Source organism: Streptomyces lancefieldiae, assembly GCF_031845825.1.
Classification (GTDB): domain Bacteria; phylum Actinomycetota; class Actinomycetes; order Streptomycetales; family Streptomycetaceae; genus Streptomyces; species Streptomyces lancefieldiae.
This window is the reverse complement of the sequence record NZ_JAVRFH010000025.1, coordinates 104,771-118,214: the sequence shown is the minus strand read 5'-3', so window position 1 is coordinate 118,214 and position 13,444 is coordinate 104,771. Positions and strand designations below refer to the sequence as shown.

9 protein-coding genes and 1 pseudogene are annotated in these 13,444 nt (G+C 72.8%); all 10 read right to left on the bottom strand.

Annotated features, from left to right (window positions below; all coding sequences use genetic code 11):
* The coding region (locus tag RM812_RS23665; protein ID WP_311575258.1) for an alkaline phosphatase family protein at positions 1 to 634 on the bottom strand (634 nt) is incomplete at its 3' end.
* Positions 631 to 1,803, bottom strand: a complete 1,173-nt coding sequence (eboE, locus tag RM812_RS23660) for a metabolite traffic protein EboE (protein WP_311575257.1) — start codon at positions 1,801 to 1,803, stop codon at positions 631 to 633. The genes eboE and RM812_RS23665, both read right to left, overlap by 4 nt.
* A 3-nt stretch (positions 1,804 to 1,806) precedes the next feature.
* Entirely contained in the window at positions 1,807 to 2,655 is an 849-nt protein-coding gene (locus RM812_RS23655; RefSeq protein ID WP_311575256.1) for a TatD family hydrolase, read from the bottom strand.
* Positions 2,655 to 3,401, bottom strand: coding sequence for an EboA domain-containing protein (locus RM812_RS23650; RefSeq protein WP_311575255.1), 747 nt, complete (start codon positions 3,399 to 3,401; stop codon positions 2,655 to 2,657). The genes RM812_RS23655 and RM812_RS23650 overlap by 1 nt, the downstream gene beginning before the upstream one ends.
* Before the next feature lie 14 nt (positions 3,402 to 3,415).
* Entirely contained in the window at positions 3,416 to 4,330 is a 915-nt protein-coding gene (locus RM812_RS23645; protein WP_311575254.1) for a sugar phosphate isomerase/epimerase family protein, read from the bottom strand.
* Positions 4,331 to 5,013: 683 nt separating this feature from the next.
* A pseudogene (locus RM812_RS43095) lies at positions 5,014 to 5,607 on the bottom strand (SCO3242 family prenyltransferase); the annotation flags it as partial.
* Positions 5,608 to 5,798: 191 nt separating this feature from the next.
* Positions 5,799 to 6,998, bottom strand: coding sequence for an inositol-3-phosphate synthase (locus RM812_RS23635; RefSeq protein WP_311575252.1), 1,200 nt, complete (start codon positions 6,996 to 6,998; stop codon positions 5,799 to 5,801).
* Between the two features lie 136 nt (positions 6,999 to 7,134).
* Entirely contained in the window at positions 7,135 to 10,851 is a 3,717-nt protein-coding gene (locus RM812_RS23630) for a ThuA domain-containing protein (protein WP_311575251.1), read from the bottom strand.
* A gap of 264 nt (positions 10,852 to 11,115) precedes the next feature.
* Positions 11,116 to 12,114: a sugar phosphate isomerase/epimerase family protein gene (locus RM812_RS23625; RefSeq protein ID WP_311575250.1), complete on the bottom strand. Its 999-nt coding sequence runs from the start codon at positions 12,112 to 12,114 to the stop codon at positions 11,116 to 11,118.
* A gap of 16 nt (positions 12,115 to 12,130) precedes the next feature.
* A complete protein-coding gene (locus tag RM812_RS23620) occupies positions 12,131 to 13,405 on the bottom strand; it encodes a Gfo/Idh/MocA family protein (protein ID WP_311575249.1) in 1,275 nt (424 codons plus the stop codon).
* Between the last annotated feature and the right edge of the window lie 39 nt (positions 13,406 to 13,444).

The window sequence follows — 13,444 nt, the reverse complement described above, 5'->3', positions numbered from 1 at the left end:
GGCCGAAGCGCTGCAGGTCGTAGTCGAGGTGGGGGAGGTAGCACAGGGTGAGGTCGGGATGGCGGGTGCGGATGACGTGCCGGGTGGCGTCGATGATCCACTGGCTGGAGACCAGGTCGGCGCCGGGACCCCAGAAGTGAAAGAGGGGGAAGGTGCCGAGCGCGTCGGTGAGTTCGTCGTGCAGGGCCGGGGGGCGGGTGTAGCAGTCGGGCTCCTTGCGGCCGTCGGCGTAGTAGACGGGGCGGGGAGTGACGGTGTAGTCGGTGTCGGCACCCATGGCGTACCACCAGCAGATGTTGGCGACGGTGTAACCGGGGTGGGCGCGGCGGGCCGCGTCCCAGAGCCTGTCGCCGGTGACGAGGCCGTTGTGCTGGCGCCACAGCAGGACCTCGCCGAGTTCGCGGAAGTACCAGCCGTTGCCGACGATGCCGTGCTCGGACGGCATGGTGCCGGTGAGGAAGGTGGACTGGGCGGCGCAGGTGACGGCGGGCAGGACGGTGCCCAGAGGGGCGCGGGAGCCGGACTGGCCCAGCTGCTTGAGGCGGGGCATGTGGTCCAGGAGACGAGGAGTGAGACCGACGACGTCCAGCACGAGAAGGGGGGTCGGGCCGTCGGAGGGGGTGGGTCGGGTCATGGCAGTTCCTTCAGGCCGAGGTCCGTCAACAGGTCGCGGGCGAGGGTGAGCTCGGCGGCGATGCCGTCGGTGAGCTGGGCGCGGGCGCGGGGCCGCAACTCGGGCGGGAGGGCCTGCCAGGTGTAGGTCTCGACCTCCAGATGCCGGGTCAGGGGGTGCGGGCCGCCGACCAGGCGGGTCAGCGCGGCCTTGAGCACGGGGAGGGTGGAGGTGAGGGGCGCGGCGGGGGTCGCGTGCAGGGGGACGTGGAAGTGGGCCCGCCAAGGCGCGGTGTCCGGCAGCGGGCCGCCGCCTGCGAGGGTTTCGTCGAGGTCGTCGGTGCCGCGCAGGCCGGTCGCGGTGAGGGTGCGGGTCTGGTGCAGGAACCGCGGCTCGGCGAAGGCCGCGAGCGCCTCACGGACCGCGGGGTCGGCGGGGTGTTCGGCGTGCAGTGCGGCCGACAGCTGGGACTTGACGACGGGCACCCGGGCGGCCGTGAGGGCGTCCAGGGCGGTGTGCGGGTCTTCGAAGGAGGTGGCGAGATGACAGGTGTCGACACAGATGCCGATACGGTCGTGGCCGATCGAGGTCAGCGGGGCGAGGGCGTCGTGGGTGGTCTCGACGACGCAGCCGGGCTCCGGCTCGAGACCGATGCGGATGGAGCGGCCGGTCAGCTCCTGGAGGGCGTCGAGGCGTTCGGCGAGGGTGACCAGAGCGGCGCGGGCCTGGTCCGCACGAGTCTCGTCGTAGGCGGTGCGCCAGGCGAGCGGCAGGGTGGAAATACTGCCCTCGACGACGTCGTCGGGCAGCAGCCCGGCCAGCAGCCGGGCGAGAGAGGTGGTGTGCTCCAGGCGCTCGGGGTCGGCCCAGTCCGGCTTGTAGACGCGGTACTTGACCTCGCCGACGCCGAAGCCCTCGTAGGGGAAGCCGTTGAGGGTGACGACCTCCAGACCGCACCGGTCCAGTTCCGTGCGCAGACCGCGCAGGGCCGCGGGGTCGGTGACCAGGGCGTGGGCCGCGTCGCGGGCCAGCCACAGCCCGATGCCGAGACGGTCACGGCCCAGGCGGCGACGCACCGGCTCGCAGTGGTCGCGGAGCTGAGCGCGGACGCCGTCCAGCGTCTCGGCCGGGTGGACGTTGGTGCAGTACGCGAGGTGGACGACGCTGCCGTCGGGGTGCCGGAAGCGCATGGCTCACTCCCCGCCGCGCAGGATGGAGTTGCCCTCGTGGGTGGCGTCGGCCCGGGTCACGTCGAGTTCCAGCCGCCCGCTGAGACCGTAGAAGGCGACGGGGTTGCGCCACAGCACGAGGTCCACGTCGTCCTCCGTGAAGCCCTCGGCGAGCATCAGATCGCCGACCTTGCGGGTCTTGAGCGGGTCGCTCCTGCCCCAGTCGGCCGCGGAGTTCACCAGGACCCGTTCCGGGCCGTACTCACGCAGGAGGGCGACCATCCGGGCCTCGTCCATCTTGGTGTCCGGGTAGACGGAGAAGCCGAGCCAGGCACCGCTGTCCTTGGCCTCCTCGACGGTGGTCTCGTTGAGGTGGTCGACCAGCACCCGGTCCGTCGGCAGCGCCGACTCGCGCACCACGTCCAGGGTGCGGCGCAGCCCGGCGAGCTTGTCGCGGTGCGGGGTGTGCACCAGGGCGGGCAGGCCGTGGTCGGCGGCCAGCTGGAGCTGGGCGGCGAACGCGGTGTCCTCGGCCGGGGTCATCGAGTCGTAGCCGATCTCACCGACCGCCACGACCCGGTCCTTGACGAGATAGCGGGGCAGCTCGTCGAGGACGGGGAGGCACCGGGGATCGTTCGCCTCCTTGGGGTTGAGGGCGATCGTGCAGTGGTGCGCGATGCCGTACTGGGCGGCGCGGAAGGGCTCCCAGCCCAGCAGCGCGTCGAAGTAGTCACGGAAGGAGGCCGGAGAGGTGCGGGGCTGGCCCAGCCAGAAGGAGGGCTCGACGAGGGCGCGGACGCCGGCGGCGTGCATGGCCTCGTAGTCGTCGGTGGTCCGGGACGTCATGTGGATGTGGGGGTCGAAGATGCGCATCAGGACTCCTTGCCGTGGGGGTCGGCCGTGCCGTGCGACGGGGTCACGGGCTCGGTCAGGGCCAGGACGCGGTGCAGGTCTTCGGGGACGGTGCGGCCCGCGGCGGTGCGTTCGGCGGCGTAGTCGGCGAGCATGCGGGCGAGTTCGGTGTCCGCACGGGCCCGCCGGGCCAGGTCCGCCACGTGGTCGACGGGGACGCCGGTGAACAGGCACTTCAGCACGGCCTGCCGCCACTGGTGGGCGTCGAGGTGCCGGGCGGCGTACGGGCCGAGGGCGGCGGCGACGAGCCGGGTGTCGTTGGTGCGCAGGGCGTCCTCGACGAGCGGGAGCGCGTCGGGGCCGGGCACGAGGTGGGGCAGCGCGTGCAGGACGGCGCGGCGTTCGTCGGCGGTGCCCTGGGAGTAGACCCGGGTCAGGGCGTCCGTGTCGGCCCGGGCCGCGTGCAGGACGAGGACGCGGGCCGCGTCGACGTGGGCGGGGCCGCAGCGACGGCCGGCCTCGGCGAGGCGCAGCTCCCACACGGAGAGGGGGCCGTGGGTGCCGGGGTGGGCGGCGGCCTCGTCCAGGGCCTGGTCCAGCCAGGCGCGGGCGGCTCCGCCGAGCTCGGCGGCGAGGGCGGCACGCAGGTCGGCCGGCGGGACGTGGGCGGGGGTGGTGCCCTGCACGTCCTGCACGGCGGGGGTGCCATCCGTGTCCTGGGTGTCGGGGGTGACGGCGTTGACGGGGGTGGCGTGTGGCTGCGTCATGGGTGCGGCTCCCTTCAGTGCGTGGCGGAGGGCTCGCCCGAGCGGTTCGTGTGGTGGGACGCTGCCGCGGCCCGGCGGAGGAACGGGAGGGAGCGTTCGGCGAAGTGGGGACCCGCGTGGGAGTGGCGGGGCAGTTCGACGACGGTCAGGCCCTGGTAGCCGGTGGTGGCCAGGGCCTCCAGGACGGGCGGGAAGTCGATCTCACCGTCCCCGAAGGGAAGGTGTTCGTGGACGCCGCGGCGCATGTCCTCGATCTGCACGTGCCTCAGCCAGGGCGCGGCGGCGCGCACGCAGTCGGCGGGAGGAAGGGGTTCGAGGCACTGGCAGTGGCCGATGTCCAGGGTGAGGCCGAGGTTCTCGGGGTCGCCGAGGGTTCGGCGGAGCCGATGGAAGTCGGCGAGGGTGGCGAGCAGGTGGCCCGGTTCGGGCTCGACGGCCAGAGGGACGCCCGCGGTGGCGGCGGCGTCCAGGACCGGGGCGAGGGACTCGGCGAGCCGCTTCCACGCCGTGTCCTCGTCCGTGCCCGCCGGGGTGGTGCCGCTGAAGCAGTGCACGGCGTGGGCGCCCAGGTCGGCGGCGACCCGGACGGCGCGGAGGAGGAGGTCGGCGCGGCGGGCGCGGTCGACCGGGTCCGGATCGAGGAGGGAGGGGCCGTGTTTGCGGCGCGGATCGAGCACATAGCGGGCGCCGGTCTCCACCGTGACGCCCAGACCGAGTGCGTCCAGGCGGTGCGCGACCCGGCGGGTGCGGGCGGCCAGATCCTCGGCGAGCGGGTCGAGGTGCATGTGGTCGAGGGTCAGGCCGACGCCGTCGTAGCCCAGGTCGGCGAGCAGGGCGAGGGCGTCGTCGAGACGGAGGTCGGTGAGGCCGTTGGTGCCGTAGCCGAAACGCAGGGGGGTGCGGGGGGAGACGGGGGTCTGCGGGGTCATGTGATGCTCACCTTCCTCGCGAACTTCCGGCCCAGCGGCGCGAGGGCCGCGATCAGCGCGGCGGTGGCCGGGCCGCCGGCACGGGCGGTGAGCGTGGCCTGAAGGGGGATCGTGGCGCGTATCCCGCCGCCGACGGCCCGCTGGGTGAGCGGGGGTGAGGAGTTGAGGGCGGCGTGGAAGTAGGGGCGGGCGGCGGTGACGGCGTAGGCGGCGGTCAGGGCGGAGGTGAGCGCCGCGGTCGCCCGGTCGGCGGTGAGTCGGGGAACCGGCACCGGGCCGGACGGGCCGAGCGGACCCGACCGACCGAGCCGATCCGACCGACCGAGCGAACCCAACCGACCGAGCGGACCAGACGGGCCGAGCGGACTAGCCGGGTCAGTCTGACGGAATGGACCAACCGGAAGGGGCCGGCCGCCTCCCGTCCCGGACCCGCCCCACGGAGTGGACGTGCCCCCCAGCGGCGGGACGGTCACGCCGGTCCGTCCCAGCAGGCCGGACGGGCCGGACCCGACGGGCAGGCCAGAAGCGGCGGACGGACCACTCCCGCCAGGCAGGCCGGACGCGGCGGACGGACCACTCCCGCCAGGCAGGCCGGACGCGGCGGACGGGCGGGGCGCACCGCCGGGGTCCGGGTGGTGGGAGGTCGGGCCCGGCAGGTCGTGGGTGGCTGCTTCCCGTCGGCCTGCCGGGAGTCGGGTGGGGCGGCGGACCGCCAGCCGGGCCAGGAGGCCGGTGGCGGCGAGGGCCGCCAGGGGGGCGAGGGAGGAGCCGCCCCGGGTCTCCTCCCGGGACACGGCCGTGACCGCGAGGGTGTGGGTGCCGAGCAACGCGGCGGACGGCACCGCCGCGCGGACGTCGCCGCCGGTCGCCGCGGCGCCCAGCAGCAGGTCGAGGCCCCGGGCCGCGGCCATGGCCACGGGCCCGGCGGGCGTGTGCTTCAGGGCGAGGTCGTACGCCCACACGGTCGCCGCCAGCGGTACGGCGACAGCGACGGCGGGGCGGCCGGCGCGGGCCGCGAGGGCCAGGCCGGCCGCGGTCAGACCGCAGGCCGCCGTGAGGGCGGCGGCGGGGCGGACGCGACCGGACGGAATGGGGCGGTGCGGGCGCTCGGCGGCGTCCTCCGCGCGGTCCGCCCAGTCGTTGAGGGCCATACCGGCCTCGTAGAGGCAGACGGAGGAACCGATGGCGAGCAGGGTACGGGGGCCGGCCCGAAGGCCGGTCGCCGCCGCACCGGCGAGTACGTCGCCGGGGACGGTGAACAGGGCGGGCAGGCGCAGGAGTTCGGCCCAGGCACCGGCCCCGGCCCTGAGGCGGGCGCGGGCGCGGGCACGGGCACGGGTACCGGGCGTGCGCCCGTCCGCACCGGCGCCGCCCCGGTCCGGCTCCTCGGCGTCGCGGGGCGCCGTCGCGGCGGCCGGGCCGGGCCCCGCGGCCGGACGGGACAAGGGCACCGGCCCCACCGTGCGGCTCACCGCTGCTCCCCGACGCCGGGGTGGTCGGCTCGGGCGTCGGGATCCGCCGGGCCCCCCGGGCCCGCGTCCCGCAGCCCCGCCGCGAAGCGCGTCAGCTCCGCGTACTGTTCCGCGAGGCCCGCCGGACCGTCGCCCACCGGGTCCTTGAAGTAGAAGCCCAGCTCGCCCAGCGGGCCGGACCGGCCCGACTCGTGGGCGCGGGCGGTCAAACGGGCCAGGTCGAGGACGAGGGGCGCGGCGAGGGCGGAGTCGCAGCCCTGCCAGGTGGTCTGCAGGAACATCCGGGCGCCGAGAAAGCCGTCGAAGGCGATGTGGTCCCAGGCTGTCTTCCAGTCGCCGAGCGCGGGCACGTCGTCGATGTGTACCTCGCCCTGGGGTACCGCACCGAGGGTGTCGGCGAGGACGCGCTCCTTCCCGGCGTTCTTCGCCGCCGCGGCGGCAGGGTCGGCCAGGGCCGCACCGTCGCCGCCGCCGAGGAGGTTGGTGCCGGACCAGGCGCGCACGGTGAGTGCCCGCTGCGCGAACATCGGGCCCAGCACCGAGCGCAGCAGGGTCTGGCCGGTCTTCCCGTCGCGGCCCGCGTAGGGCAGACCGCTCGCCTCGGCCGGAGCCGCCAGTGCCGGGTGGTGCAGTCCGGTCGACGGGGTGAAGTTGACGTACGGACAGCCGGCGCGCAGGGCCGCCGCGGCGTACAGCGAGCTGGCCGGGAGGGTGCGGCCGGTGGGCGCGGGCTCGGTGGAGGCCACGTTCACCACGACGGCGCGGTCCGCTCCCGAGCGTCGTACGAAGTCGGTGATGTCCGCGGCGAAGGCGGCGATCAGCTCCTCCTCGCCGCGGGTGTCACCGGGCAGCGGGCCGCCGAGACGGATCTCGCGGTCGGCGGCGGCCAGTTCGGCTTCCACGGCGGAGGGCAGGCCGGGCGGCAGCACGCCTCCGGCGGCCAGGGCCTCCGCCCGCTTGGGCAGGGGGCAGTCCACGGTGTCGTGGCCGCCGAAGACGAGGGACGACAGTGCGGGCAGCCCTGTGCCGGCGAAGTCGGGGGTCTCGGTGACCATGCCGGTCGGCGGGTGCAGCCCCGCGGTCACGGCGGCGCAGCCCGCCACCACCGTGGTGGCGACGGAACCACGGGCCCCGATCAGCCAGACACCGGTACGGGAACCACGGGAACCACGGGGACCAGAGGGGGACGCGGACATGGGCAGCCTCCTTGTCGAGCGCGTCGAACACACACGAGCGGTCGCACACACAAGCAGTCGTGGGCACACGAGCAGTCGTGGGCACACGGGGGGGTGACGGCGGGCGGAGGTCCGGCGTCCTCCGCCCGCCGCCGTTCTAGTCGCCCGAGGTGGGCAGTTCCTTCAGCTGGATGTTGCGGAAGGAGACCTGGTCGTCGGCGCCATGGTTCTGGAGGCCGATGTAGCCGTCGGTCAGGCTCCGCTCGGGGTCCTTGTTGGTGAAGTCGTTGATCTTGACTCCGTTGAGGAACACCTGGAGGCGTTCGCCCTGGACCTTGATCTCGTAGGAGTTCCACTGGCCGGGCGGACGCAGGACCTGGTCACGGGCCTTGGTGTTCGCCGACTTGAAGGAGTAGACGGAGCCCGTGGTGCGGTCGGGCGCGTCCGTGGCGTCGATCTGGATCTCGTAGCCCTTGTTCACCGCGGACCAGGGGTCGTCGGAGGCGGGGAAGCCCACGAAGATCCCGGAGTTGTCGTCGCCCCGCATCTTCCAGTCGAGCTTGAGGGAGTACGACTTCAGCTCCTTGGCCTGGTACCAGAGCAGGCCCATGCCGCCGTCGGACTCCAGGGTGCCGTCCTTGACGTCGAACTTGCCGGGGCCGGCCTGCTTCCAGCCGTCCAGGGTCTGGCCGTTGAAGATCTTCCGGTAGTCCTTGCTCGGCTTGCAGTCCGCCTTGACCTGTCCGGTGGCGTACTGGAGGCCGCCGAGCAAATGGGCGCGGAACGTCTCGTCGGCGTAGGACTCCTTGGTGTGGCCGAGGCCGGTGTAGAAGGAGCGGCCGCCCTCGTAGGGCTGGCACCAGGCGATCGGGTGGTCGCCCTTCATGGTGCCGCCCTGGTAGGTGGTCTCGTCGAGGGTGGCGAGCACCTTGGCCTGCTCGCGCGGGTTGGTGCGGTAGTTGTACAGCTCGTCGGTGTGCTCCCAGGTGTCACCGAGGTGTGCGGTGGCCGGGTGGTCGTGGTCCTCGACGCGGACGGTGGCCTTCTGGATGGCCGGGTGCGAGTGGAAGTAGGCGCCGACGAGGCCGCCGTAGAACTTCCAGTCGTACTCGGTGTCGGCCGCGGCGTGGATGCCCAGGTAGCCGCCGCCGTTCCTGACGTAGTTCTCGAACGCCGACTTCTGGTCGGCGTCGAGGACGTCACCCGTGGTGGACAGGAAGGCCACGGCGTCGTACTTGGCGAGGTTGGCCGTGGTGAACTGCCGGGCCTCCTCGGTCGCGTCGACCGTGATGCCGGCCGGTGCGCCCAGCTCCTTCAGCGCGGCGATGCCGGCCGGGATGGAGTCGTGCCGGAAGCCGGCGGTCTTGGAGAAGACCAGGACCCTCTTGCCGCCCTTGAACGGCTCCTTGGAGAACTCGAAGTCGTCCACGTCGTACAGCGCGCCCTCTCCGCCCCTGAAGACCAGGTAGATCTCCGTGGTGCGCTTGGGCAGGGCCCGCAGCGGCACGTCGACGTTCTGGAAGGTCTCCCAGCCGCCGGTCGGCGGGATGTACGCCGAGCCGTGCAGCGGGCCGTCGGGCGAGCCGGTGCGCAGTTCGACGAAGCCGCCGGAGCCGCCGGAGGAGGCCCGTACGGTCATCTTCTTCTGCCCGTCGAACCGGTAGGGGCTGAAGGAGATCCAGTCGCCGTCGTGGATGTCGCCGACGGTCTTGCCACCGTTGGCGCCGGCCTTGTCGAAGGTGTTCACGCCGGACTGGGCGGTGAAGTGCTCGGCCTGGCGGTGCAGGGGCTGGACCACGGTGCGGGCGGTGCCGGTCAGGGCCTCCTGGCCGTTCGCCCCGCCGTCGGTGTAGCTCGCGCCGACGACACCGTAGATGTTGGCGTTGGGGTCGTGACCGCCGTCCCCGGCGGGCGGCTTCAAGGTGCCCTCACAACCCATCTCGCTGGTCAGCTCGTGGGCGTGGGAGTCGTGGCCGAGGCTGTAGGCGACCTTGACCCTGGAGCAGTCGATGGTCTCGTCGGGGTCGGTGACGGTCACCTTGAAGGGGACGGGCTCGCCGAAGGCGGCCAGGCTGCCGTTGCCCGGGACGTCGATCCTCACCTTGGGCTCGGTGTTGCCGACGACGATCCGGACGCTGGCGTTGCCGGTGTTGCCCTCGGCGTCCTTCGCGGTGAAGGTCGCGGTGTAGGTGCCGATCTTCTTGTACTTGTGGGTGGGCGTCAGCCCCTCGCCCTTGGTGCCGTCGCCGAAGTCCCAGCCGTAGGTGAGGTCCGGGGAGTCGGCGTCCTTGGCGGAGGCGGTGAAGGCGACCTTCAGGCCGGCCGCGCCGGACGTCTTGTCGGCGCTCACCTCGGCGATCGGGGAGAAGCCGTCCTCGGCGTTCTCGATCCGGTACAGGGCGGAGTCCTTGTCGCCCTGGAACCAGGAGAGGCCGTAGTCGAGGACGTAGAGCGCGCCGTCGGGGCCGAACTCCATGTCCATGATCTGGGTGCCGGTCCACGGGAAGTCGTTGATCTTCGCGACGGAACCGTCCTCGTTCTGCTCGATCCGCTTGATCCAGCGGCGGCCGAACTCACCCGCGAAGAAGTCGCCGTCGTACTCCTCGGGGAACTTCACCTTGGAGTCGAGGTCCGGGTCGTAGCGGTAGACCGGGCCGCCCATCGGGGACTCGGAGCCGGTGCCGAACTCGGGCACGGAGCCGTCGTCGTACGGGATCCAGGCGGCCTGGGCGGGCGGCAGGTCGGTGAGGCCGGTGTTGTGCGGGGACGTGTTCTTCGGGGCGTCGCAGTCGAACTTGTCGCCGGAGGCCTTGGTGGCGAAGTCGTAGTCGACGTAGGCGTCGTTGTCGCCGGTGCAGAACGGCCAGCCGAAGTTGGCGGCCTTGGTGACCTTGGCGAACTCGACCTGTCCCGCTGGGCCCCGCTTGGGGTCGGCGGCGCCGGCGTCGGGGCCGTAGTCACCGACGTAGACCGTGCCGGTCTTCTTGTCGACGCTGATGCGGAACGGGTTGCGGAAGCCCATCGCGTAGATCTCGGGACGGGTCTTCTCGGTGCCGGGTGCGAAGAGGTTGCCCTCGGGGATCGTGTACGAACCGTCCTCGGCGACCTTGATGCGCAGGAGCTTGCCGCGCAGGTCGTTGGTGTTGCCGGCACTGCGGCGGGCGTCGAAGGCCGGGTTGCGGTCCGGACGCTCGTCGATCGGCGTGTAGCCGTCGGAGGCGAACGGGTTGGAGTCGTCGCCGGTGGACAGGTAGAGGTTGCCCTCGGCGTCGAAGGCGATGTCGCCGCCGACGTGGCAGCAGGTGCCGCGGGAGGCCGCGACGTCCAGGACCTTCTTCTCGCTGGCCAGGTCCAGCGTGCCGTTGGCCTTGAGGACGAAGCGGGAGAGGCGGTTGACGCCGTCGAACTTCTTGAAGTCCTCGGCGGTGCCGGTCTCCGGGGCGTCACCCGCGGGGGTGTCGAGCGGCGGGGCGTAGTAGAGGTAGATCGCCCGGTTGTTCTTGAAGTCCGGGTCGATGCCGACGCCCTGCAGGCCCTCCTCGTCGTGGCTGTAGACGTCGAGCTTGCCGGCGACCTTGGTGACGCCGCCCTGGTCGGTGAGGCGCAGTGTGCCGTCGCGGGCGGTGTGCAGGACGCTGCGGTCCGGGAGCACGGCGAGCGACATCGGCTCGCCCATCTCGGGCTCGCCCTTCGCGAGGGGTACCTGCTGGAACTGTCCCTCGGCGGCGGCTGCCGGTTCGTCGTGTTCCGGGTGGCCGGGGTGGGCGCCGGCGACGGTCGCCGGGGTGCCCACGGCCAGTACCAGGCCGGTGAACAGGGCGAGGGTGGTGCGAAGCCTCGGGGTTGTCGTCCTTCTGAGTCTGCTTCTGTGCACGAAGTCCCTCCGGGAACGGGATGGGCCGTACGGGATGGGTGCGAAGACGTGCGGTGCGGGCGCCGGGGTGCGCCGTCACCCCGGAGGTGTGGGTGTCCTGAACACTTCAGGGACGGTAACCGCGTTCGTCCGGGGCCAACACCCCTTGCGTCAGGAATGATTTAACTTTTCCCCAATGCAGGACAAAGCGGGATTCGGGCAGGCCGGACCGGGGACCGGCGGACGTACCGGCCCCCGTCCCCGACCTGCTGTCGGGCGCTCGGATCAGCTGTTGAACGCGGCGTCGAAGGACGCGCTGGGCGGTTCGAAGTCGAACGCCTTGAGGCGGGTGAGCGCTTCGGGGGCGCCCTGCAGCCGGTCCATGCCGGCGTCCTCCCACTCCACCGACACGGGACCCTGGTAGTCGATGGAGCGCAGCATGCGGAAGACGTCCTCCCAGGGGACGTCACCGTGGCCGGCCGACACGAAGTCCCAGCCGCGGCGCGGGTCGCCCCACGGCAGGTGGGAGCCGAGCCGCCCGTTGCGGCCGTCGAGACGTTTGCGGGCCTCCTTGCAGTCGACGTGGTAGATCCGGTCCCGGAAGTCCCACAGGAAGCCGACGGGGTCGAGGTCCTGCCACACGAAGTGCGAGGGGTCGAAGTTGAGACCGAAGGCGGGCCGGTGGCCGACCGCCTCCAGGGCGCGCCGCGTGGTCCAGTAGTCGTAGGCGATCTCGCTGGGGTGGACCTCGTGGGCGAACCGCACGCCCTCGGCGTCGAAGACGTCGAGGATCGGGTTCCAGCGGTCCGCGAAGTCCTGGTAGCCGCGCTCGATCATCGACTCGGGGGCGGGCGGGAACATGGCGACCAGGTGCCAGATCGCCGACCCGGTGAAGCCGATGACGGTGTCGACGCCGAGGCGGGCCGCGGCCCGTGCGGTGTCCTTGATCTCGGCCGCGGCGCGCTGCCGGACGCCCTCCGCGTCGCCGTCGCCCCAGATGCGGGCGGGCAGGATGGCCTGGTGGCGTTCGTCGATGATGGCGTCGCAGACGGCCTGGCCGACCAGGTGGTTGGAGATCGCCCAGCATTTCAGCCCGTACTTGTCGAGCAGCTGGTGGCGGGAGTCCACGTAGGAGGGGTCCGCGAGGGCCTTGTCGACCTCGAAGTGGTCGCCCCAGCAGGCGAGTTCGAGGCCGTCGTAGCCGAAGTCGCGGGCGAGGCGGCAGACCTCCTCCAGAGGCAGGTCCGCCCACTGGCCGGTGAAGAGAGTGAAGTTGCGCGGCATGTCGCTGCGAGCCTCCTCAGGCGATCGGGGTGTAGACGGAGTTCTTCTCGGCGCTCTCCTCGACCGCCGCGAGCACGCGCTGCACCTGCAGCCCGTCGGCGAAGGAGGGGTCGGGGCGGCGTCCCTCCGCGACGGCGTGGACGAGGTCGCGGGCCTGGTGGACGAAGGTGTGCTCGTAGCCGAGTCCGTGGCCCGGCGGCCACCAGGCGTCCAGGTAGGGGTGCTCGGGTTCGGTGACGAGGATCCGGCGGAACCCGGCGTGCTCCCCCGGCTCCGTGCCGTCGTGGTACGACAGCTCGTTGAGGCGCTCCAGGTCGAACGCCAACGAGCCGCGTTCACCGTTGAGTTCGACGCGCAGGGCGTTCTTGCGGCCGGTGGCGTACCGGGTGGCCTCGAAGGAGGCCAGGGCACCGGAGGTGAGGCGGCCGGTGAACACGGCGGCGTCGTCCACGGTGACCTGCCCCGTGACGCCGTCCGCCGAGCCGGCGGACAGGCCCCGCGCGGCGCCGGCGGGCAGCGGGCGCTCCCGTACGAAGGTCTCGGTGAGGGCGGAGACGCCCGCGATGTGCTCCCCCGTGAGGTACTGCGCGAGGTCGACGATGTGCGCGCCCAGGTCGCCGAGTGCTCCCGAACCCGCCAGTTCCTTGCGCAGCCGCCAGGTCAGCGGGGCCTTCGGATCCACCAGCCAGTCCTGGAGGTACGTCACCCGCACGTGCCGCAGCCGGCCGATGCGCCCCTCGGCGACCATCCGCCGGGCCAGCGCGGTGGCCGGCACCCGGCGGTAGTTGAAGCCGACCATCGCCAACCGGCCGTGTGCGCCCGCCTCCTCGGCGGCCCGGGTCATCGCCTCCGCCTCCTCCACGGTGTTGGCCAGCGGCTTCTCGCACAGGACGTGCTTTCCGGCGGCGAGCGCGGCCAGGGCGATCTCGGCGTGGCTGTCGCCGGGGGTGCAGATGTCGACGAGGTCGATGTCGTCCCGTTCGACCAGGGTCCGCCAGTCGGTCTCGGTGCTCGCCCAGCCGTGCCGGTCGGCCGCCGCGCGGACGGCGTCGGCGTCCCGCCCGCAGATCGCGGCCAGTACCGGGTTCAGCGGCAGGTCGAAGACCCGGCCGGCGGTGCGCCAGCCCTGGGAGTGGGCGGCGCCCATGAAGGCGTAGCCGACCATGCCGACGCGCAACGGCGGTCTGGTCGCGGACGCCCCCGTCGCCCTGGTCCCGGTCCCGCTCTCGGTCCCGGTCCCGGTGGCTGCTGCCTGAGCCCCGGCCCCCTCGGGCTGCTGCGGCTGTCCCATGCGGATGTCCTCCTCGTCGTGGTGGCGCTGTGGGGGGTG

Bases quoted from the DNA above. Each gene is read 5' to 3' on its own strand.
- RM812_RS23620 (WP_311575249.1), bottom strand. From the start codon at position 13,405: ATGGGACAGCCGCAGCAGCCCGAGGGGGCCGGGGCTCAGGCAGCAGCC.
- RM812_RS23650 (WP_311575255.1), bottom strand. From the start codon at position 3,401: ATGACGCAGCCACACGCCACCCCCGTCAACGCCGTCACCCCCGACACC.
- eboE (WP_311575257.1), bottom strand. From the start codon at position 1,803: ATGCGCTTCCGGCACCCCGACGGCAGCGTCGTCCACCTCGCGTACTGC.
- RM812_RS23655 (WP_311575256.1), bottom strand. From the start codon at position 2,655: ATGCGCATCTTCGACCCCCACATCCACATGACGTCCCGGACCACCGAC.
- RM812_RS23625 (WP_311575250.1), bottom strand. From the start codon at position 12,114: ATGCCGCGCAACTTCACTCTCTTCACCGGCCAGTGGGCGGACCTGCCT.
- RM812_RS23645 (WP_311575254.1), bottom strand. From the start codon at position 4,330: ATGACCCCGCAGACCCCCGTCTCCCCCCGCACCCCCCTGCGTTTCGGC.
- RM812_RS23635 (WP_311575252.1), bottom strand. From the start codon at position 6,998: ATGTCCGCGTCCCCCTCTGGTCCCCGTGGTTCCCGTGGTTCCCGTACC.